Consider the following 21,455-nt stretch of genomic DNA (forward strand, 5'->3'; position numbering starts at 1 on the left):
GCCTTACGACAACGCCCTTGCTGTTCGGCTAACGGTTCCCATCACCAGGGCCCGTAGAGGACTTTCACCTCCAAGTCATCGAACGGATACCATCCCGGTCGAGCGATGCTTGCGCACCACGCGCCATGCTCGGCGCACCCAGTAAAAAAGCCCCGGAAATCCGGGGCTTTTTCGTTTCTGATTATTACTCGCCGCGACGCTTCTTGCTGTAACCGCCGCCTTCGGGCTTTTTGCCGCCCTTCTTGAAGCCGTCTTTCTTGAAGTCGTCTCCGCGGGAAAAATCACGCGGCTTGTCCCACTTGTCGCCCTTCGAGCGGTCGCCTTTATAGCCATCGCTCTTGTAGCCGTCGCGGAAGCCACCTTCCTTGAACTTGTCACCGCGCGGCTTGAAGCCACCCTTGCCTTCACGCGGGGCAGCGTCACCGCCTGCACCTGCAACGGCAGTGCGGATCACAAGACCCTTTTCACCAGTGCCGCGTTCTTCGACTGAACGGCGGAACTCATCAGCCTTCGAGGCCGTGATTTCAAAGCGGGTTTCATTATCGAAAATCTTGATCGAACCAACGTCGCGCTTGGAAACATCGCCCGCCTTGCAGATGAGCGGCAGCAGCCACTTCGGATCGGCGCGATGCTTGCGACCAGCAGAAACCGAGAACCAGACGCCGTCAAAATGTGCATTACGGTCAAAACGTTCGCCCGGTTCGCCACGCTCACGACGCTCTCCGCGCTCGAAGCGGTCGCCGCGATCAGAGCGCTCGCCTTTTTCAAAACGATCCCGGGGCTTCTTGCCACCAACCGGATGCACCGGAGCATCGGAGACTTCTTCCGCTGCGGGGTAGGACGCAACTTCGCGGTTGAGGAAGGCGCTTGCGATCTGTTCCGGCGTATAACGCTCGGTCAGCGCCTTCAGGAGATCCTGATACTCTTCTTCAACCGGCTGATTGAAGACTTCCGCATTCAAAATGCGCTCATTGGTTTTTGCTTGAACAGCAGCAATGCTTGGTGCCGGAACCGTCTGTGCATCGAGCTTTGCCATGTGCAGAAGGCGCTCTGCAGTGCGGCGACGTGAGAACGGCACGACCAGCACGCAGGTGCCCTTGCGACCTGCGCGACCCGTACGACCCGAACGGTGCAGCATCGTTTCAGGATTGTTCGGAAGATCGGCGTGAATAACGAGATCGAGATTGGGCAGATCGATACCGCGTGCGGCAACGTCGGTTGCCACGCAGACACGGGCGCGTCCATCACGCATTGCCTGAAGCGCGTTGTTGCGTTCTGCCTGGCTCAATTCGCCGGACAGTGCAACCACAGCGAAACCGCGATTGGAAAGTCGGCTCGCCATATGCTTCACCGCTTCGCGGGTCGAGCAGAAAATGATCGAGTTCTGGCTGTCGTAATAGAGCAGCGTATTGATGATCGCGTGGTCGCGCTCATGCGGCGGCACCGGCATGGCAACATAGTCGATGTCGGCGTGCTGGCTGGTTTCGCTCTGGACGGTGAGACGAAGCGCGTCGTTCTGGAAGCGCTTGGCAAGCTGGGCAATCGGCTTCGGCACGGTTGCCGAGAACATCAGCGTGCGGCGGTCATCCGGCGCTTCGCCGAGGATGAATTCGAGGTCCTCGCGAAAGCCCATGTCGAGCATTTCGTCAGCTTCATCGAGAACGACGGCACGCAGTTCCGACATGTCGAGAGCATCGCGGGTGATATGGTCGCGCAGACGTCCCGGTGTACCGACAACGATGTGGGCGCCACGTTCCAGCGCACGACGCTCGGTGCGGATATCCATACCGCCAACGCAGGATGCGATGCGCGCACCTGTATCGGCATAGAGCCATTCCAGTTCACGACGAACCTGAAGCGCCAGTTCGCGCGTCGGCGCGATAATCATTGCAAGCGGCGCACCGGCATCGCCGAAACGTAGTTCGTCTTCGAGGAGGGTGTTGGCCATGGCAAGGCCGAAAGCAACTGTCTTGCCCGATCCGGTTTGTGCGGAAACGAGAAGATCGGCATCGAGCGTTTCGGGTGCCAGAACGGCATTTTGAACGGCGGTGAGTGTATTATAACCGCGAGCGGCTAATGCTCCGGACAGAGCCGGAGCGATGGTTTCGGGCAAAGACATGAACCACTTTCACGAAAAAAGCTTCTCAAGCCGTATACCCATTGGTCGTGAACCCACTTGTCCACGACTCCCCTGACGACCACCGAAGCAACAGAATTGATGCTTCCCTATAGGGTTGGGCCGCTCAGGTCAACCGGCCAAACCTCAGAGCGCAATTCGATCCGATTGAATCGTACCGCCGCTCTGGCCCTTTTGGACCCGCATTTGGCCCGAAAACCGTTTCACACTTTTCGGAATGCGCTCTAGTGTGCCTCATCCCAGTTATGCGCTGCACGCGCATCGACATGCAGCGGCACAGCAAGCGAGACGGCAGGCATTGCCGCATTTTCCATAATGTGACGAACGACTGGAATGGTCTTTTCGACTTCATTATCAGGCACTTCGAAGATCAGTTCGTCGTGCACTTGCAACAACATGCGCGCGGCAAGGTTTTGCTCAGCCAGTGCATCTTCCATACGGATCATGGCGCGGCGGATAATGTCGGCCGCAGAACCCTGTATCGGCGCATTGATGGCAGCGCGCTCGTTGAAAGCGCGGACCTGCGGGTTGGATGCCCTGATATCGGGATAATGCGCACGGCGGCCGAAAATCGTTTCGACATAACCATGCTCGCGCGCGAAAGCCTTGGTCGCCTCCATGTAGTCCTTGATGCCGGGAAAGCGCTCGAAATAGGTCCGAATATATTGACCTGCCTCTTCGCGCGGAATCGACAACTGGTTCGCCAGACCGAATGCGGAAATGCCGTAGATGATACCGAAATTGATCGCCTTGGCGCGTCGGCGCACTTCCGACGGCATGCCTTCGACCGGCACGCTGAACATTTCGGATGCCGTCATGGCGTGAATGTCTATGCCGTCGGCAAATGCCTGTTTCAATTGCGCGATATCGGCCACATGCGCCAGGACACGCAGTTCGATCTGGCTGTAATCGGCAGAAACCAGCTTGTTGCCGGGTTCGGCGATGAAGGCTGTCCTGATCTTGCGGCCTTCGGCTGTGCGAACCGGAATATTTTGCAGGTTCGGATCGGATGACGAGAGACGTCCGGTCGAGGTGGACGCCATGGCATAGGACGTATGAACGCGCTTGGTCTCCGGGTTAATGAACCCCGGCAGAGCATCCGTATAGGTGGATTTGAGCTTGGTAAGCTGTCGCCAATCGACGATCTTGCGCGGCAGCGGATGGCCTTCAGCAGCGAGGTCTTCCAGCACTTGTGCAGAGGTCGACCATTGGCCGGTCTTGGTTTTCGACGCGCCCGGAAGGCCCATCTTGCCGAAAAGAATGTCGCCAAGCTGCTTGGGCGAACCGATGGTGAACTTCTCACCTGCCAGTTCGTAAATCTCGTCTTCGTAGGCTGCAGCAGCCTGCGCCAGATCGCCGGAAAGGCGCGACAATACCTGTCGGTCAACGGCAATGCCGCGTTCTTCCATGCGCGCCAGCACATCGACCAGCGGACGTTCCAGACGTTCATAGACCGACATGAGACCCTCGGCTGCCAGGCGCGGCTTCAGCACCTGCCACAGACGCAGTGTCACATCGGCGTCTTCCCCTGCATAAGCCGTAGCACGATCGAGATCGACCATGTCGAAGCTGACGGCGCTTTTGCCGCTTCCCGCCACATCCTTGTAGGGAATTGGCGTATGGCCGAGCCAGCGCTCGGACAACGGGTCCATGCCATGGCTGCCCGTCCCCGCGTCCAGCACATAGGAAATCAGCATCGTATCATCGAACGACACCGCATTGATCCCATGGCGGCGCATGACCAGCCAGTCATATTTCATGTTCTGCGCGATCTTGAGAACGGAAGCGTCCTCAAGCACAGCCTTCAAAGCGGCAAGCGCTTCATCCAGCGGAATTTGTCCCTCGACCATACCGCCACCGAGAAGATCACCTGTGCCGGATTTGTGCTGAAGCGGGATGTAAGCCGCCTTGCCCGGCGCCAGTGCCAGCGAAAAGCCGACCAGTTCCGCCTGCATCGGATCGAGCGACGTCGTTTCCGTATCGAAGGCCAGAACCCCGATTTCAACCGCCTCTGCGAGCCACAGTTTCAGTGTGGCTATGTCGCGAATGCAGGTATACGCACTCGTATCGATGGTCTGCGCGGTTGCTTCCGCCGCCCGCTTTTCTGCGAGCGCCTTCGGCGTATAGCCCTGATCCGAGGCCGTGACGGTCGATGTCGAGACTGGTTGCGTCGCCGTATTATCAGCCTTGGCGGGAACATCGACATCGGGACCGTGCGCATCCGCGCCCCAGTCGGTCTCCACATGGCATGGTTCGACGGCAGAAGCGTCAGTGTCAGTTGCCTCGGCCACCCGGCGAGTGAGTGAAGTGAACTCCATTGCCTTCAGGAAGCCAATCAGCTTCGGGCCGTTCTGCGGCTCAAGCACCAGACCGTCGAGATCGACATCCAGCGGAACATCGGTCTTGAGCGTAACCAGCTCGCGCGAAATCTTCGTCTGGTCGGCAAAGGCCAGAATATTTTCGCGACGCTTGTTCTGCTTGATTTCGGAAGCGCGGGCCAGAAGCGTGTCGAGATCACCGAACTCTTCCAGCAACTGCGCCGCCGTCTTGGGACCGATGCCGGGGATGCCGGGAACATTGTCGGTGCTGTCGCCGGTCAGCGATTGCAGGTCGATCATTTTTTCCGGCGGAACGCCCCATTTCTCGATCACTTCCGGGATCGAAATCTGCTTGTCTTTCATGCTGTCATACATCGACACGCTTGGCGTCACGAGCTGCATGAGATCCTTGTCGGACGAAACGATGGTGACGTCACCACCTGCCTGTTCGGCGACACGGGCATAGGTCGCGATCAGATCGTCGGCCTCGAAACCCTCCTTCTCGATGCAAGGCAGATTGAACGCGCGCGTTGCCTGACGGATGAGGCCGAACTGCGGAATGAGATCTTCCGGCGGCGCGGTGCGATTGGCCTTGTATTCAGGATAGATTTCGTTGCGGAACGTCTTCGACGAATAGTCGAAAATAACCGCGAAATGGGTCGGCACCACGCCGACATCCGTATTGCGAGCATCCTTCAGGAGCTTCCACAGCATGTTGCAGAAGCCCGAGACGGCACCAACCGGCAGACCATCCGTCTTGCGGGTCAGCGGTGGCAGGGCATGATAGGCGCGGAAAATATAGCCCGAGCCGTCAACGAGAAAGAGATGATCGCCTTTTTTCATAAGGTAGAATTAGAGGAAAGCAACCATAAAGGAAACCGCTCCCGTGTCAGGAGAAACAACCGTCCACGTGAAAGAGAACCCATCACGCCGCGATAACACGTTTGTTACAGATTTGTAATCTTCCGTGCCCTTGAATAGCCACAGTTGAAAGGCCAAATCCTGGTCATCGACAGTTCGTCGGTCGCCGGTTTTCTGACCCGTCCCCCGTTGGATGCCGGATGTTAGCGGCAGCCTCATTCCCCTCTCCGGGCTGCCGCTTTGAGTGTAGTGATATGGCCGTTACGGTAACCCCCTCACCGTAACGGCCAAATCTTTTTTACACTCCCGGTTTCATCCCCCGGACGCCGTTGGGCAGCCCTTTTCCGGTGAGAAATTCGTGCTACCGTCAGGATGAAAAACCTTGGGGTTGGGATCATAGAACGGCCCCACCACCAGCGGTTCGGCAGGAAGGACAGATTGGTCTTCGCTGGAACGAACACTCGTCGTCAGGCTTTGCAGCAGCTTTCCATCGAGCGACACAATACGGATCGCCACATTATAGGGCCTGTCCTTGACGATACAGTGCAGGGCATCCGTTTCCAGCGCGACAGTATCGAGCTTCGGAAACGTCTTGCGCACCACTTCTACAGGCTTGCCGCCTTGCGGGTTGTCGAAGAAGGCCGTCACCGTCGCACCCGTCTCAACCGGCGCGATCTTGCGCAGCGTGACCAGAAAGCTGGCGCGTGCGATGCGATAATTAAAAACCACCAGTCTCCCCGAAACCTCGAAAGGTCCGTCCGTCTTTTCGCGCTGGCAACCAGTGGCGGAAAAGCTAAGGGCCAAAACCAGCACAGATGCGGTAAGAGGCCTCATGCTTCCACCTCCCTATGGCGGTAATAATGACGGCTTGCCTTGGCACGATTGCCGCAGACGCGCATATCGCACCAAACACGGCTGCGATTGCGGCTGCGGTCCATGAAAAGCCAGCCGCAATTGCCGCATATTTTGAGGCGGCCACCATCCGTTCCCGCCTGACAATCGCCCATAAGCCGAAGTGCGGATCGCGCTGTCGCGGTTTCCAGAGCCTGCGATGAGGAGGTATGGCGAAACACATCCGCCACACGTTCCAGAAAATCCGCGAGAAGATCGTTATCGCCTTCCCCCAGAACAAAGGTACGAAAATAACGATCAGTTGCTTCGCGCAACGCCAGAAAACGTGCGCGGCTTTCGGGCTGAACCGGCAAGAGCGGCCAGCCCAAATCCTTCTCTGCACAAAATCTTCCCGCAGCCTCGGTAAAGGCCGCAAGCTGTTCCGGTATGGCAAAGCGATCTACGCTGCGTTCCGGTTCGTCACGCAGGATCACGCTGTTAGCAACATCAAGCGCCAGCGCACCGCCGGAAAACCGATGCAATGTCCATGAAAAGCTCATGGCTTATTATAACTGGTAAAATGCATTTTGGCAGTTATAATTATCGGCAAAGGTCGGAGAACGCCCGATGGCTTATATTCTCCAGCAAATCGCCAATGCCGTTCCGCTGGCCGCGCTCTATGGCCTGCTTGCCTTCGGCTATGCGGTGAGCTTCGCTGTAATCCGGCGTGCCGACATCAGCTATGGCGCGTTCGTCGCCTTTTCCGGCCAGCTTCTCATCCTTTTTACCGGCTTTGGTTGGGACCGGCTCTGGCTCGTTTTCCCGGCAGCCCTTGCTGTCGGCATTGCAGGAGCCTCGTTCTACACGCTTTCAGCTGGCATCGCCGTACATCATTTCGTGCTGCGCCCTCTACGGCATATAGCGCCTAACATGGCCATGGTGGCAGCACTCGGCATTGCCATAGTGCTCATGGAAAGCGTTCGCCTTGCCGCTGCCTCGCGTAGCCTTTGGCTGCCGCCACTTCTGCAACAGACCGTCGTTTTCTGGCAGAATGGCAACGCTACCGTCAGCCTCACGACCATGCAGCTTCTCAATACAGCCCTCATGACAGCCATGGTTCTTGCAGGCGGTTTCATTCTCCAGCACACCCGGCATGGACGCAACTGGCGCGCTGTGCGAGACGATGCTTTTGCGGCCGCGCTTTGCGGTGTCGACACACAGAGGGTTCTTCTCATCGCCTATCTCGGCGGCGTGCTGCTTGCTGCGCTCGCTGGAATCTTGATGACCGCCTATTACGGTACGATGAATTCCGGCGACGGGTTGCTGCTTGGCCTTAAAATCCTGATGATCGGCGCGGTCGGAGGCTATTTCTCGCCACTCGCCTCGGCGGCTGGCGCTGCGCTCCTCGCTTTTGCGGAAACGTTCTGGTCGGCCTTTGCGCCGCTCGTCTGGCGTGAACCTGCAATCTTCGCACTTCTCGTCTTTCTTCTGGCACTCGGCAGGCGGGAAGACCTTGCTCCCTGAAATCCGCTTTAACTTGGGCTCAATGAGGGTTTTAACTTCGGAAAGCTGGTTGTACTGTGCCGCCAGTTTTACGACTCGTCAGGAAGCATCCATGTCCACGCCATCGCTCGACAAAGTTCTCGACCATCTCGACGCCAATCTCGACAAGAGCCTCGACCGCCTGTTCGATCTCCTGCGGATCAAATCGATTTCCACCGATCCGGCCTACAAGGCCGATTGCCGCAAAGCCGCTGAATGGCTGGTAGAAGATCTGAAGTCGATCGGTTTCGATGCCAGCGTGCGCGACACACCCGGCCACCCGATGGTGGTTGCCCATCACGAAGGTGCAACAGCTGATGCGCCGCATGTGCTGTTCTACGGTCATTACGACGTGCAGCCCGTCGATCCGCTGAACCTTTGGGAAAACGATCCCTTCGATCCGGCCATCAAGGACCTTGGCAATGGCCGCAGGATTCTGACCGGTCGCGGCACCTCCGACGACAAGGGCCAGCTCATGACCTTTGTGGAAGCTTGCCGCGCCTATAAGGCGATCAACGGCAATCTGCCGGTCAAGGTAACGCTCCTGTTCGAAGGTGAGGAAGAATCCGGTTCGCCATCGTTGAAGCCTTTCCTCGACGCCAACAAGCAAGAGCTGAAGGCTGATGTGGCGCTCGTCTGCGATACATCCATGTGGGACACGGAAACGCCGGCCATCAGTGTCGGCCTGCGCGGACTCGTCGGCGAGGAGATTGTCATCAAGGCAGCCGACCGCGATCTGCATTCCGGCTTCTTCGGCGGCGCTGCGGCGAACCCTATCCATATCCTGACCAAAATTCTTGCCGACCTGCACGACGAAACCGGACGCATCACCGTACCAGACTTCTATGACGGCGTGGAGGAAACCCCGACCCAGATTCTGAAATCCTGGGAGAGTCTGGGTCGTACAGCGGAAAACTTCCTTGGCCCCATTGGCCTTTCCATCCCGTCCGGCGAGAAGGGCCGCAGCGTACTGGAACTGACCTGGGCACGCCCGACCGCAGAAGTAAACGGCATTATCGGCGGCTATACCGGCGAAGGCTTCAAGACCGTTATTGCAGCGGAAGCTTCCGCCAAGGTTTCGTTCCGCCTCGTGCACAAGCAGGACCCGGCCAAGATTCGCGAAGCCTTCCGCGCCTTTGTGAAAGAGCGTGTTCCCGCCGATTGCTCAGTCGAATTTCATCCGCATGGTGGTTCGCCAGCCATCCAGCTGCCCTATGATTCCCCGCTTGTTTCCAAGGCCAAGGATGCGCTTTCCGACGAATGGCCGAAGCCAGCCGTGCTGATCGCCATGGGCGGCTCTATCCCGATTGTCGGCGACTTCGACAAGTTCCTCGGCATGGAATCACTGCTCGTGGGCTTTGGCCTCGAAGATGACCGCATCCATTCGCCCAATGAGAAATACGAGCTGAACTCCTTCCATAAGGGACAACGCTCATGGGCACGTATTATGGCGGCTATCGCCGCCAAGTAGGGCTCGCATTATGGCGGCAACTGCCGCGAAACAAGGACAACTGAATGACCATCCGTTTTCATAAAAACGATCTGCCAAACCTCGACCATTATCAGGTGGACGCAGTCGCCATCGACACAGAAACGCTGGGCCTGAATCCGCATCGTGACCGGCTTTGCGTGGTGCAGATTTCGCCCGGTGACGGCACGGCGGACGTGATCCAGATTGAAGCAGGTCAGAAGAAGGCGCCCAATCTGGTCAAGCTTCTGAAGGATCGCTCGATCACCAAGATCTTCCATTTCGGCAGGTTCGATCTGGCGGTGCTGGCGCATGCTTTCGGCACCATGCCGCAGCCTGTGTTCTGCACCAAGATCGCATCGAAGCTCACCCGCACCTATACGGACCGTCACGGTCTGAAGGAATTGTGCAGTGAGCTTCTGGAGGTTTCGATCTCCAAACAGCAGCAGTCTTCGGACTGGGCGGCCGAAGTGCTGTCGCAGGCACAGCTCGAATACGCCGCCTCGGACGTTCTTTATCTGCATCGCCTGAAGGCTGTTCTGGAACAGCGTCTTGAGCGCGATGGCCGCACGAAACAGGCTGAAGCCTGCTTCAAATTCCTGCCGACGCGCTCGGAGCTCGACCTTATGGGTTGGCCGGAGGACGATATCTTCGCGCATAGTTGAACGATGATATAATGACCTGAGATTAGACGGCGGCAGTAGCCGCCGTTTTCTTTTGTGGCACCTGATCGATATAAGCCCAGCCAGGACGACGGAACAGAAACTGTCCGTAACCGCTCCACTGGATAAGGCCATAAAGAATGACAGGGCCAATCACGCCACTTGCAGTCGTCAGGAGCGAGACGGTGCCGATATCGCCGATGCCGAGTTTCAAGAGCACCGTGCGGGCAATGGCCATCGGCAGGAAGAACGCCAGATAAACGACAATCGAATGCGCGCCGAGCCAGCTCAAACCGCGATGCAGCCAGTTTCCGACCGGGAGCAGGCTGAGGAGCGACGAGACGGAAATAATCGCCAACGCGCCCACCAATCCAAGCAGAAGTGAAACAACCGGCAGATCGCTGACGGCCCCGCGCCCGTTCAGAAGGTCGTTTGCGGGCGGTATCAACGCAGCCAGGCTTTCAGGCACCGGCATAAAGACGAGCTTATATTCAACGAGGCCCCAGATGAGCAGTCCGACAATACCGACAAGCGGGCGCTGACGCAGCCAGTCTGCGGACCGGAAAATGGCGGGAGCAAAGGCATAGCCCGCATAGAAATAGACGAAACGCGAGCAGAACTCGTCCACCATGACCCAGCCTGTATGCACCGGCAGGATTTCCAGAAATGCCAGCACCGTAAAGGCTACGCCCATCGGCACACGCTTCAAAAGCCGCGTCACGATGAAGAAAACGGGCAAGATATAAATGAACCAGAGCGTTCCGAACGGCTCGATGAAGGCCATCAGATAGGCGTTTACCACACCTGAAACTCCGCCCTCGCTGGCAATGCCCGGTGCCTTGAAGGCGAACTGGATTGTCAGCCACAAAATATAGAAATAGAGAAAGTGCACGACCTTGCGATCAAGATAGCGTCGCCATGGCCGATCAATAACGAGACTGAGAAAGAGGCCTGATATCATGAAGAAATCCGGCATGCGAAAAGGTTTCGCGAAGGCGACCACATAGTGCATCCAGCCTTGCGCACCGGCTGCTTTTTCCACGCCGAGCGTCGAATGCATCATAACAACGAAGATGATGCAGATACCCTTGGCAATATCGACCCAGTCGACCCGCCCATTTACGCCCTTCGTGTCATGCATTGCGGCTCCCCCGGAAGTTCGAGCGATTTCTATAACGCGATCAGCATCGGAATTACATCCCGAAGAACTTGAACAAGCCTGCGCCATATTGCGCGCGATCGACACCAAGACTCCTCGCAGAGCATTCACGGGAACGTGTACTATCCAGGCGACATTCCCCTTGCTGTGTCCGGTTTGCTACAGACTTTTGACAGCAATCGCTTATATTAGGGACAAATATTGGTTCTGAGACTTTCCTTCAGGAGGTTTATCATGAAGCTCAAGGCCCTTCTTCTTGCATCGACTGTCGCCCTCGTGGCCGCTACAGGCGCGAAGGCTGCTGACGCCGTTATTGAACAGGAGCCAGCTCCGGTTGTGGTTGCTCCGTCCTTTACCTGGAACGGTGCCTATATCGGCGGCCAAATCGGCTACGGCTGGGGCAAGTCGAACTTCGATGGCGATATCTATAGCTTTGGCAACGTCAAGCCGGATGGTTTTCTCGGCGGTATCTATGCCGGTTATAACTTCGATCTCGGTAACAGCATCGTGCTCGGTATCGATGGTGACGTGACTTATAACGATGTCTCCAAGGATATCGACATTTATAATGGTGACCTCGCAGTCGGCGACTTCGAAACCAAGCTTCGCTGGTCCGGTGCCGTTCGTGCCCGCGTCGGCTATGCGGTTGATCGCTTCATGCCTTATCTTGCTGGTGGTGTGGCCTTCGGCAACATCAAGAACAGCGGCAGCATTGATGGTGTCGGCAGCTTCTCCGAAAGCAAGACGCTTACGGGCTGGACCGCAGGCGCCGGTGTCGACTACGCAGCAACCGACAACCTGATCGTTCGTCTTGAATATCGCTACACCGATTACGGCGACAAGGACATCGACTTCGGTGGCCTGAATGTCAATCAGGACTTCAAGACCAACGAAGTCCGCCTCGGCGTCGCATACAAGTTCTAATTTTTATTGAACTCACATCAAAAAAGGCCCCGCATCGCGGGGCCTTTTTTTCATGCAAGCGGCATCCAAAATCTTGCCGTTCATTCTCTGCTTCATACAAATAAAATCTATATCCAATATTTAGTTACTTAATTAATATTAATGTATAATGGAATTAATATTAGCAATTTCTAGAATAGAATACATTATATTCAATTGTTGCAAATTTGATACATACAAAAACATCAAACAACATTATAACATCCCCCATAATGGAATTATTTTATAGGAGTTTTCTATGAAGATAAGAATTATACTTGGTGCTTCCCTGATTGCGATTGCGACAAGCAGCACCGCCTACGCAGCCGACGCTATTGTTTCCCAGGAACCTGCTCCGATCGCGATAGCCCCTGCCTTCTCTTGGGGTGGCGCATATATCGGTGGCGAGGCTGGCTGGGGCTGGGGCCGTTCCAAGCTCGAAAACAAGACGAATGGTGGTTCGACCGAACTGAAGTCCAACGGCTTCATTGGCGGCGTCTATGCCGGTTACAATTTCGATACAGGCAGCAATGTCATTCTCGGCGTCGAAGGCAACTTCGACTATAATGACCTGAAGAAATCGCGTGACTTCATCACGAGCAATAACGCCGTTCAGAGCTCAGCTGAAACGAAACTGCAGTGGTCTGGGGCCGTTCGCGCACGTGCCGGCTATGCTGTAGACCGTTTCATGCCTTACATCGCAGGCGGCGTGGCTTTCGGCGGCGTCAAGAATTCGCTTAACATCGGCGGCAGCAGCTTCAGCAATGACAAGGTCCTGACTGGCTGGACTGCCGGCGCGGGTATCGACTATGCCGCAACCGACAATATCCTGCTTCGCCTCGAATATCGTTATACCGATTTCGGCAAAAAGGATTTTGATCTTGGCGACATCAACACGCGCGGATCGTTCAAAACCAACGATATCCGCCTCGGCGTCGCATACAAGTTCTAATGCATGTCTCCCGAAAGTGGGAACCGTCTTCGCGGAGAAATCAGTTCACGGGACTGATTTCTGCTTCCGCTACGATGGGATAAAGACATGCATGAAAACAAAAGCTTAAAGCGTGTCGTACAAGTACGATAAAATGCGACACACTTTAAACGATGCACAGCCCAAATTTGAGAAAAGGCTCTACTTCGGTGGAGCCTTTTTTGTGCATGGATGATTTACGTCCCTTTAAACTGCCGCATTTACCCTGCACCGGATTAGGCCCTTATTTGCTTTTGCGGCGCAAAATCCCGTAAAGCACGCAAATATTATTCAAAATGACCGGTCTGCATCACGATCAGACTGGCAAACGGGTGGGCGGATCCAGGCTGACATGGCATCGCGTGACGACAGAAACCGACGCATCGAACCTTCCTTCGGTGGCGAAGAGAAAAAAGATGACGAGGTTTTTCGCGTCGACGAGGAGGACCGCATGGCTCGCACGCAGCAGCGCCGGCGCAGACAATCCGACGAACCGGAACCGCGCTCCTCGCGACGCGGCAAGAATAAGCCGCGCGGCTTTTTCGGCTTTCTGCGCCGCTCAATCTATTGGTGCCTCGTGCTGGGATTATGGGGCGGCATCGCCTTTGCGGGCGTGCTGGTCTATTTTGCCGCCAAGATGCCTCCCACGACCGACTGGACTATCCCGGATCGTCCGCCAAATGTTCGCATCGTTGATGTTAACGGTAACCTGATCGCCAATCGCGGCACGACCGGCGGCGAGGCTGTCGGCCTGCATGAAATGTCGCCCTTTATCCCGAAGGCCGTCATCGCCATTGAAGACCGCCGCTTCTATTCGCATTTCGGCATCGATCCCATAGGCCTTGCCCGTGCGGTTGTCACCAATGTCGTTTCGGGCCGCGCCGTTCAGGGCGGTTCCACGCTCACCCAGCAGCTTGCCAAGAACCTGTTTCTTTCTCCCGACCGCACACTGGAGCGCAAGGTACAGGAAGTCATGCTCGCGCTGTGGCTCGAGCACAAATATACCAAAGACCAGATTCTGGAGATGTACTTGAACCGGGTCTATCTCGGATCCGGCGCTTTCGGCGTCGATGCAGCCTCGCGGCGCTATTTCAACAAGTCGGCCAAGGACGTGAACCTGATGGAAGCCGCAACCCTCGCCGGTCTTCTGAAGGCGCCGTCGCGCCTGTCGCCTGCCCGCGATCCGGAAGCCGCAGCAGCACGTGCCAAGCTGGTTCTGGGCGCCATGCGTCAGGAAGGCATGATCGACGACAGCCAGATGGCCATCGCCGAAAGCGAACCGATGACACGCGCGCCATCCTATTGGCAGGGTTCGGAAAACTATGTCGCCGACAAGGTTGTGGCGGAACTGCCCGAACTGATCGGTGAGGCGAAGGAAGACATCACGGTCCAGACCACCATCGACCTCAACCTGCAGCGCGCTGGCGAAGAGGCGATCAAGGACCAGATTTCCCAGAACGGCAAAAAGATGAACGCCAGCCAGGGCGCGCTCGTTTCCATCGACAGCACGGGCGCGGTTCGTGCCATGGTCGGTGGCGTTGATTATGCCACAAGCCAGTTTGACCGGGTCACCGATGCGCGCCGTCAGCCTGCATCCTCCTTCAAGCCTTTTGTCTATCTGACGGCGCTTGAACAGGGCAGGACACCGGACTCGGTGCGCAATGACGCTCCCGTCCGCATCGGCAAATGGACGCCGAGCAATGATAACGGAAAATATATGGGACAGGTGACGCTCGCCACTGCCCTTTCTCACTCGCTGAACTCCGTTGCCGCACAGCTCGTGATGGAAGTCGGCCCGCAGACCGTCATAGACACCGCGCATCGGCTCGGTGTTCAGTCGAAGCTCGAAGCGAATGCCTCGCTGGCGCTTGGCACGTCGGAAGTGACATTGCTGGAACTGGCCGACGCCTATGTGCCGTTTGCCAATGGCGGTTATCGCGCGCCGGTCTATTTCATTACGAAGGTGACGGATTCTGACGGCAAGGTTCTTTACCAGAAGGAAGACGGCGTCGGCCCACGCGTGATTGACGAGCGCAATGTCGGCATGATGAATGCAATGCTGCGGCGTACGGTGGAAGACGGGACGGCAAAGCGCGCTGCCTTCGGCTGGCCCGCCGCAGGCAAGACCGGCACCAGCCAGAATTTCCGTGATGCATGGTTTGTCGGCTATACAGCCAATCTTACAACCGGCGTTTGGTTCGGCAATGATGACGGCAAGGGCATGAAGCGCGTATTCGGCTCGACCTTGCCGGTTGCTGCCTGGAAAAGCTTCATGAAAGAAGCACACAAGGGCGTGCCCATCGCCGAGCTTCCCGGCCATTACGACATTCAGAACGTTGTCCCCGGCGGCAGCGACGGCATCGATCCGAATGCGCCTTACGATCCCGGCATGATGCCACAGGACCCCTATGGCAATCAGCCAATGGCGGGCAATGGCGATGACGGCTATTGGCCGCCTGCGCCGGATTCCACGGCCCGCAACGGCATCCAGCAATCGAGTGAAACGGGACGCCCGCTCGCCGAACAGCCCGGCGCGGCGACATACCCGGCCAATGCCAATGATAGCTATCGCCCGGTCCCTCCCGGCGATGTGGGCGGTGGGCAGCAGTCGGGAAAATCCACGACATTGCTCGACATCATCATGGGTAATTCGCAGTAGCAGCAGCGGAGGCCGTCACCACAGGCGGCCGTTACGCGCGATCAAGTGAAGCAGCTTCAATGCGAACGTACTAATTCCCCTCGAAATCTTGAGCGGCTTGGTCTATTCAAGATTGGAGAGCGAGGTTTCCATGTCCCAAGTCACCCAAACAAACGTTTCCGATTCCGATACTCCCAAGACGGATACCGAGCGTAAAACTCTGGTCCTGACCGGGGCCAGCCGTGGCATCGGCCACGCGACAGTGAAACGTTTTTCGCGTGCCGGGTGGCGTGTCATCACCTGCTCACGACAGGATTTTTCCGACAATTGCCCGTGGCCAGCCGGTCCGGAAGATCACATCAAGGTCGATCTGGCCGATCAGGAAGATGTCGGCAAGGCAATCGCCGAAATCCGCCGCCGTCTCGAAGCCAACGGCAGCAAACTACATGCATTGGTCAACAATGCAGGCATTTCGCCGAAGGCTGAGGGCGGACGACGCATGAACTCCATCGAAACCCCGATGGCGGTCTGGCGGGACGTGTTCCAGGTCAACTTCATGGCGCCGATCATGCTGGCTCGTGGCCTGTTCAAGGAGCTGGAAGCCGCCCAAGGCTCGGTCGTCAACGTGACTTCCATCGCCGGTAGCCGTGTGCATCCTTTCGCCGGAACTGCCTATGCAACCTCGAAGGCCGCACTTGCCGCGCTGACCCGTGAGATGGCGTCTGACTTCGGGCCTTATGGCATCCGCGTCAATGCCATTGCGCCGGGCGAAATCGATACAGCGATCCTTTCACCGGGGACCGACAAGCTGGTGGAGCAGCTTCCCATGCGCCGCCTCGGCAAGACATCGGAAGTGGCGGAAACCATTTACTTCCTCTGCTCCGAAGCTTCATCCTACGTGACGGGGTCGGAAATTCACATCAATGGCGGCCAGCACGTCTAACATTCATACAAAGCGCGGAGATTGAAATTCTCCGCGCTTTTGTGCTTATGTCTGCTTCAATCGATTTAACAACTGAGTTGTGCCTTCATGATCCTTTGCTGCGGTGAATCCCTGATCGACATGCTGCCACGCGAAACCGCAGCGGGCGAAACTGCGTTCCAGCCTTTCGCGGGCGGTTCCGTCTTCAACACGGCCATCGCGCTTGGACGTCTCGATGTTCCGACCGGTTTCTTTTCCGGTATTTCATCTGATTTTTTTGGGGAAGTGCTGCGCGATAATCTGGCGCGATCCAATGTCGATTATTCCTTTGCCGCAATCTCGGATCGGCCAACGACACTGGCTTTTGTGCGTCTGGTCGACGGACAGGCACGTTACGCCTTCTACGATGAAAATACCGCAGGCCGCATGCTGGCCGAGAGTGACATGCCCTATGTCGATGACGCCATCGATGCCATGCTGTTCGGCTGTATCAGCCTGATTTCTGAACCGTGCGGCAGCGTCTATGAAGCGCTGATGACCCGCGAGGCACCAAGGCGGGTCATGTTTCTCGACCCGAATATCCGTGCAAGCTTCATCACCGACCGCGAAAAACATCTGGCGCGCATGAAGCGCATGATCGCGCTCGCCGATATCGTGAAACTTTCAGACGAAGACCTTGCCTGGTTTGGCGAAAAGGGCAGCCACAACGAAATCGCCGCCGAATGGCTGAAACTTGGGCCGAAACTGGTGGTCATCACCAAGGGGGCACATGGCGCCGACGCCTATACGGCCAAGGCAACTGTGCGCGTGCCCGGTGTGAAGGTGGATGTGATCGACACCGTTGGCGCGGGCGACACAGTCAATGCCGGCATTCTTGCCAGCCTTCACAATCAGGGCCTTCTCGACAAGGACGCGCTTGCCGAACTGACCGAAGATCAGATCCATTCCGCCGTCGCGCTCGGGGTCCGGGCTGCTGCTGTGACCGTCTCGCGTGCAGGTGCAAACCCGCCGTGGGCGCATGAGATGAAGGATTGACGCACGGCGAAGCCGTGACATGATGCGTCTGGCCTGCGTCGGCCTTTTCCGACAAGGTCCGAACAGGAGTCCAGAACATCATGAGCATCGAATTTCTGCTGACATCCTTCATCATTGTCGCCTCCCCCGGCACTGGCGTGCTGGTGACACTTGCGGCAGGACTGTCTCGTGGTGCACGGGCCTCGATCATCGCAGCACTCGGCTGCACGCTCGGCATCGTGCCGCATATGCTGGCTGCCGTGACAGGACTGGCAGCGCTGCTCCATGCCAGCGCACTCGCCTTCGAGATCATCAAATATGCAGGCGTCGCCTATCTACTCTATATGGCGTGGATGACACTCAAGGAACACGGCACACTGAAGATCGAGACCGACAACGCGCCGCGTTCGGACCGCGAGGTCATCTGGTCGGCGATCCTCGTCAATCTGCTGAATCCCAAACTGTCGATATTCTTCTTTGCCTTCCTGCCGCAATTCGTAAATACGCAGCAGGGCGGGACGGTTGCCCGCATGGTGGAACTGTCTCTCGTTTTCATGGCCATGACATTCGTGGTGTTTGCGTTCTACGGTGTGTTCGCGGCTGCCGTCCGTAACCAGATCATCTCACGCCCCGCCGTGCTTGCATGGATGCGCCGCAGCTTTGCCGCCGCCTTCGTCGCGCTCGGGGCAAAACTTGCACTGACCGAACGATAGACCATGGCCCAGAATATTTATGATCGCGACGACTTCTTCACCGCTTACAGCCAGTTGCCGCGCTCGGTACACGGGCTGGAAGGCGCGCCTGAATGGCCCTTTGTACGCTCGCTCCTGCCCGATCTGACCGGCTGTGACGTTGCCGATCTCGGTTGCGGCTTTGGCTGGTTTTGCCGCTTCGCCCGCGAACAGGGTGCATATTCCGTCTCCGGATACGACCTTTCGGAAAACATGCTCGAACGCGCGCGCCGCGACACGCCGGACGATGCCGTTCGCTATATTCAGGCGGATATGGAAGAGCTGGAACTGCCGGAAGCAAGCTTCGATCTCGTCTACAGCTCCCTGGCTTTTCACTATATTCGCGATTTGCCGCGCCTTTTGAAAACGATCCATGCAGCTTTGCGGCCAGAAGGTCGCTTTGTTTTCACGATCGAGCATCCGATCTTCATGGCGCCGCTTACGCCGGGCTGGATCGAGGAAGGCAATGGCCAGAAACGCTGGCCGGTCGATCATTATGCCGCGGAAGGTGAGCGGCAAACTGACTGGCTGGCAGAGGGCGTCATCAAGTATCACCGCCGCCTTAGCACGACAGTCAACGCGCTGATCGAAGCGGGGTTTGCCATCAATCGGCTGGAGGAATGGCGCCCGTCGCCAGATCAGATCGCAGCATGGCCGGCACTGTCGGAGGAAATGGAGCGACCTATGCTGTTGATAGTCTCCGCTAGTGTGGTGGATTTGAAGTTCCTGTCATTTGCGAGGCATCCGCGTTGAGGAACTTCAAATCCGTAAACCACACTAGATTCAATATGTTACTAGTGTGGCTTTGAATCCGAAATTCGTTCACGGCGCTGCTCCTAAGTGATGCGAATTTCGAATTCGCCACACTAGCCGACAGACTGCTTGACCAGCCACATTTCACGCTTTTTATAGAGGTGGGCGGGACACGAATCAGACTGGCGAGGAGAAACCATTGGACGTGTTGCGTATTGCAGCCTTTTCGCAAGGCAATCAGGGTGGCAATCCCGCTGGAGTGTTGATCGCCGACCGACTGCCCTCCCCGCAAGATATGCAGAAAATCGCAAAGGAAGTTGGCTTTTCCGAAACAGCCTTTGCTGCGCCTGACGGCGATAGCTGGCGCGTTCGTTATTTTGCGCCGGAAATGGAAGTCCCGTTCTGCGGCCATGCCACTATTGCTCTTGGCGCTGCGTTGGCCATGCGGATGGGCGATGGACGTTTCGCACTCAAGCTCAATAATAACGATATCAGCGTCGAAGGCCGCAAGGAAGGCGAGCTGTTTGCAGCCAGCCTGCAATCGCCACCGACACGACAGCGTGCCGCCAATGACGCGGAAGTGGAACAGGCGCTGGCACTGTTCAGTTTCGAGAAAGAAGACTTGGCGCCCGGCCTTGCACCGGCTCTGATCCATGCCGGGGCCGACCATATCGTGCTTCCGCTTCGTTCACGCGAAAAGCTGGCTTCGATGCATTACGACATGGCGCGCGGGCGCATCCTGATGAAGCGGCAGGGCTGGACGACGATCCTGCTCATCTATTCGGAAACGCCGAAGCGCTTCCACAGCCGCAACCCGTTTGCATCCGGCGGGGTTTATGAGGACCCGGCAACTGGTGCGGCCACAGCGGCCTTTGCCGCCTATCTGCGTGATAGCGGCTGGCCGCACGGTGGCGAGATCGAAGTCTTTCAGGGCGAGGATATGGGCAGCCCGTCACACTTGCGCGCCCAGATCGGCAATGAGCGTGGCGGCTCTATCCGCGTTTCCGGCACCGCACGGTTGATAGAATAGAGCGCATCCCGAAAAGTGTGAAACGCCTACGCAGGGAAATCAGTCCACTGGACTGATTTCTGATCCTGCTTCGATCAGAAAAGATGCGCGTCAAAACAAAGGATTAGGGCGCCGATCTGATCCAGTCAGATCGAAACGCGCTTTAATCTCTCGTTGCAGCTCGTCACACACGGACGAGCTGCTCCACCCGCTCTTCATTTCCGAAGAACTTAAGATAACGCGCCACTTCCTTGGGGTCGCCGGTCGCCTTTTGCGGATTGTCGGAAAGCTTGACCGCCGCATGGCCGTTGGCATCCGTCACCTTACAGACCAGCGAAATCGCATTCAGCCCTTCGATTTCCTTCGGGGCGCAACCTGCAAAATCATTGGTGAGATTGGTGCCCCAGCCGAAGCTCATGCGCACACGCCCTTCGAAGTGACGGTAAGTCTCCTCAATCGTGTCCACATCAAGCGCGTCGGAAAAGATCAGCAGCTTTTCGCGCGGGTCCTTGCCGCGTGACTTCCACCATTCGATGATGCGCTCGCCGCCTTCGATGGGCGGGGCGCTGTCGGGACGAAAGCCGGTCCAGTCGGCAACCCAGTCCGGCGCATTGCGCAGGAAGGCAGCCGTGCCGAAAGCATCAGGCAGAACGATCAGAAGATTGCCGCCATAGTAGCGGTTCCAGTCCTGCAGCACGCGATAGGGGGCTGAGCGCAGTTCCTCGTCATTCTTGGCAAGTGCTGCCAGCACCATCGGCAGTTCGTGCGCATTGGTGCCGAGCGCCTCTAGGTCCGTATCCATGGCCAGAAGCACATTGCTGGTGCCGGTAAAGGCATCGCCGATGCCTTCCTTCAGAGCTTCGACGCACCAGCGCTGCCACAGGAAGGAATGGCGTCGGCGCGTGCCGAAGTCGGAAATCTTCAGGCCGGGAAGCTGGCGCAGGCGCTCGACCTTGCTCCACATCTTCGCTTTGGCGCGCGCATAAAGCACGTCGAGCGAAAACGGGCCGAGGTTTTTCATTGCCGCGCGCGAACGCAGTTCGTTGATGATGGCAAGGGCCGGAATTTCCCACATGGTCGTGTGCGACCACGGTCCATGGAAATGCAGCTCATACTGGCCGTCCTTGCGGCGCAGATCATATTCCGGAAGCTGGAAATCGTGCAGCCAGTTGAGAAACTCGGGCTGGAAAATCTGCTTGCGGCCATAGAAACTGTTACCCGCCAGCCAGATCATTTCCTTCTTGGAAAAGCGCAGCGTGCGGGCGTGGTCGAGCTGCGCACGCAATTCGCCCTCATCAATCTCATCGGCAAGGCGCACCGAGGTCGTGCGATTGATGAGCGAGAAGGTTGCGTCCACCTTGGGGTAAAGACCCCAGATCATCTGCAGCATCAGAAGCTTGTAGAAGTCCGTATCCAGAAGGCTGCGGACGATGGGATCGAGCTTCCATGCGTGATTGTAGACGCGGCGCGCAATATCAGTCTTGGCCATGACGGCCTC

The 21,455-nt window shown here is 57.1% G+C and carries 17 protein-coding genes; 11 read left to right on the forward strand and 6 right to left on the reverse strand.

What is annotated here, in order from left to right; genetic code table 11:
- Positions 1-184 precede the first annotated feature (184 nt).
- From HWX93_RS02225 to HWX93_RS02240, 4 genes are all read right to left on the reverse strand, one after another.
- Positions 185-2,119: a DEAD/DEAH box helicase gene (locus HWX93_RS02225; RefSeq protein ID WP_176036366.1), complete on the reverse strand. Its 1,935-nt coding sequence runs from the start codon at positions 2,117-2,119 to the stop codon at positions 185-187.
- 242 nt (positions 2,120-2,361) lie between these two features.
- Positions 2,362-5,298, reverse strand: a complete 2,937-nt coding sequence (gene polA, locus HWX93_RS02230; RefSeq protein ID WP_176036367.1) for a DNA polymerase I — start codon at positions 5,296-5,298, stop codon at positions 2,362-2,364.
- Between the two features lie 330 nt (positions 5,299-5,628).
- Complete coding sequence (locus HWX93_RS02235; RefSeq protein ID WP_176036368.1) at positions 5,629-6,150, reverse strand: hypothetical protein; 522 nt, start codon at positions 6,148-6,150, stop codon at positions 5,629-5,631.
- Positions 6,147-6,707 (reverse strand): CGNR zinc finger domain-containing protein, encoded by a 561-nt coding sequence (locus HWX93_RS02240; protein ID WP_176036369.1) that lies wholly within the window; start codon positions 6,705-6,707, stop codon positions 6,147-6,149. The genes HWX93_RS02235 and HWX93_RS02240 overlap by 4 nt, the downstream gene beginning before the upstream one ends.
- A 67-nt stretch (positions 6,708-6,774) precedes the next feature.
- Between HWX93_RS02240 and HWX93_RS02245 the strand changes: the two genes are divergently transcribed.
- From HWX93_RS02245 to HWX93_RS02255, 3 genes are all read left to right on the forward strand, one after another.
- On the forward strand, positions 6,775-7,671 hold the full coding sequence (locus HWX93_RS02245; protein ID WP_176036370.1) for a branched-chain amino acid ABC transporter permease: 897 nt from the start codon (positions 6,775-6,777) through the stop codon (positions 7,669-7,671).
- A gap of 91 nt (positions 7,672-7,762) precedes the next feature.
- A complete protein-coding gene (locus tag HWX93_RS02250) occupies positions 7,763-9,160 on the forward strand; it encodes a dipeptidase (protein ID WP_176036371.1) in 1,398 nt (465 codons plus the stop codon).
- Between the two features lie 44 nt (positions 9,161-9,204).
- The gene (locus HWX93_RS02255) at positions 9,205-9,822 is read left to right on the forward strand and encodes a ribonuclease D (RefSeq protein ID WP_109989247.1); all 618 of its coding nucleotides are present in this window, start codon (positions 9,205-9,207) and stop codon (positions 9,820-9,822) included.
- A 22-nt stretch (positions 9,823-9,844) separates the two neighbouring features.
- On the opposite strand, the gene HWX93_RS02260 is transcribed toward HWX93_RS02255, so the two are convergent.
- Positions 9,845-10,960, reverse strand: coding sequence for an acyltransferase family protein (locus HWX93_RS02260; protein ID WP_176036372.1), 1,116 nt, complete (start codon positions 10,958-10,960; stop codon positions 9,845-9,847).
- A 252-nt stretch (positions 10,961-11,212) separates the two neighbouring features.
- On the opposite strand from HWX93_RS02260, the gene HWX93_RS02265 reads away from it, so the two are divergent.
- From HWX93_RS02265 to HWX93_RS02300, 8 genes are all read left to right on the forward strand, one after another.
- The gene (locus HWX93_RS02265; RefSeq protein ID WP_109989245.1) at positions 11,213-11,902 is read left to right on the forward strand and encodes an outer membrane protein; all 690 of its coding nucleotides are present in this window, start codon (positions 11,213-11,215) and stop codon (positions 11,900-11,902) included.
- Positions 11,903-12,179: 277 nt separating this feature from the next.
- The gene (locus HWX93_RS02270; protein ID WP_109989244.1) at positions 12,180-12,872 is read left to right on the forward strand and encodes an outer membrane protein; all 693 of its coding nucleotides are present in this window, start codon (positions 12,180-12,182) and stop codon (positions 12,870-12,872) included.
- Positions 12,873-13,242: 370 nt separating this feature from the next.
- Positions 13,243-15,549, forward strand: a complete 2,307-nt coding sequence (locus tag HWX93_RS02275) for a transglycosylase domain-containing protein (protein ID WP_176036373.1) — start codon at positions 13,243-13,245, stop codon at positions 15,547-15,549.
- A gap of 130 nt (positions 15,550-15,679) precedes the next feature.
- On the forward strand, positions 15,680-16,471 hold the full coding sequence (locus HWX93_RS02280) for an SDR family NAD(P)-dependent oxidoreductase (RefSeq protein WP_109989242.1): 792 nt from the start codon (positions 15,680-15,682) through the stop codon (positions 16,469-16,471).
- Positions 16,472-16,558: 87 nt separating this feature from the next.
- Complete coding sequence (locus HWX93_RS02285; RefSeq protein ID WP_176036374.1) at positions 16,559-17,485, forward strand: carbohydrate kinase family protein; 927 nt, start codon at positions 16,559-16,561, stop codon at positions 17,483-17,485.
- An 80-nt stretch (positions 17,486-17,565) separates the two neighbouring features.
- On the forward strand, positions 17,566-18,177 hold the full coding sequence (locus tag HWX93_RS02290; RefSeq protein WP_176036375.1) for a LysE family translocator: 612 nt from the start codon (positions 17,566-17,568) through the stop codon (positions 18,175-18,177).
- 3 nt (positions 18,178-18,180) lie between these two features.
- Complete coding sequence (locus tag HWX93_RS02295) at positions 18,181-18,948, forward strand: class I SAM-dependent methyltransferase (RefSeq protein ID WP_176036376.1); 768 nt, start codon at positions 18,181-18,183, stop codon at positions 18,946-18,948.
- Positions 18,949-19,147: 199 nt separating this feature from the next.
- A complete protein-coding gene (locus tag HWX93_RS02300; protein WP_176036377.1) occupies positions 19,148-19,978 on the forward strand; it encodes a PhzF family phenazine biosynthesis protein in 831 nt (276 codons plus the stop codon).
- Positions 19,979-20,141: 163 nt separating this feature from the next.
- Here the strand turns inward: HWX93_RS02300 and pncB are convergent, their stop codons facing one another.
- Positions 20,142-21,446 (reverse strand): nicotinate phosphoribosyltransferase, encoded by a 1,305-nt coding sequence (gene pncB / locus HWX93_RS02305; RefSeq protein WP_109989257.1) that lies wholly within the window; start codon positions 21,444-21,446, stop codon positions 20,142-20,144.
- Positions 21,447-21,455: the final 9 nt, after the last annotated feature.

It is taken from the genome of Brucella tritici (assembly GCF_902825325.1).
Taxonomy (GTDB): domain Bacteria; phylum Pseudomonadota; class Alphaproteobacteria; order Rhizobiales; family Rhizobiaceae; genus Brucella.

Excerpts from the sequence above, each read along its gene's own strand:
- HWX93_RS02225 (WP_176036366.1), bottom strand. The coding sequence starts at position 2,119 with ATGTCTTTGCCCGAAACCATCGCTCCGGCTCTGTCCGGAGCATTAGCC.
- polA (WP_176036367.1), bottom strand. The coding sequence starts at position 5,298 with ATGAAAAAAGGCGATCATCTCTTTCTCGTTGACGGCTCGGGCTATATT.
- HWX93_RS02235 (WP_176036368.1), bottom strand. The coding sequence starts at position 6,150 with ATGAGGCCTCTTACCGCATCTGTGCTGGTTTTGGCCCTTAGCTTTTCC.
- HWX93_RS02240 (WP_176036369.1), bottom strand. The coding sequence starts at position 6,707 with ATGAGCTTTTCATGGACATTGCATCGGTTTTCCGGCGGTGCGCTGGCG.
- HWX93_RS02245 (WP_176036370.1), top strand. The coding sequence starts at position 6,775 with ATGGCTTATATTCTCCAGCAAATCGCCAATGCCGTTCCGCTGGCCGCG.
- HWX93_RS02250 (WP_176036371.1), top strand. The coding sequence starts at position 7,763 with ATGTCCACGCCATCGCTCGACAAAGTTCTCGACCATCTCGACGCCAAT.
- HWX93_RS02255 (WP_109989247.1), top strand. The coding sequence starts at position 9,205 with ATGACCATCCGTTTTCATAAAAACGATCTGCCAAACCTCGACCATTAT.
- HWX93_RS02260 (WP_176036372.1), bottom strand. The coding sequence starts at position 10,960 with ATGCATGACACGAAGGGCGTAAATGGGCGGGTCGACTGGGTCGATATT.
- HWX93_RS02265 (WP_109989245.1), top strand. The coding sequence starts at position 11,213 with ATGAAGCTCAAGGCCCTTCTTCTTGCATCGACTGTCGCCCTCGTGGCC.
- HWX93_RS02270 (WP_109989244.1), top strand. The coding sequence starts at position 12,180 with ATGAAGATAAGAATTATACTTGGTGCTTCCCTGATTGCGATTGCGACA.
- HWX93_RS02275 (WP_176036373.1), top strand. The coding sequence starts at position 13,243 with ATGGCATCGCGTGACGACAGAAACCGACGCATCGAACCTTCCTTCGGT.
- HWX93_RS02280 (WP_109989242.1), top strand. The coding sequence starts at position 15,680 with ATGTCCCAAGTCACCCAAACAAACGTTTCCGATTCCGATACTCCCAAG.
- HWX93_RS02285 (WP_176036374.1), top strand. The coding sequence starts at position 16,559 with ATGATCCTTTGCTGCGGTGAATCCCTGATCGACATGCTGCCACGCGAA.
- HWX93_RS02290 (WP_176036375.1), top strand. The coding sequence starts at position 17,566 with ATGAGCATCGAATTTCTGCTGACATCCTTCATCATTGTCGCCTCCCCC.
- HWX93_RS02295 (WP_176036376.1), top strand. The coding sequence starts at position 18,181 with ATGGCCCAGAATATTTATGATCGCGACGACTTCTTCACCGCTTACAGC.
- pncB (WP_109989257.1), bottom strand. The coding sequence starts at position 21,446 with ATGGCCAAGACTGATATTGCGCGCCGCGTCTACAATCACGCATGGAAG.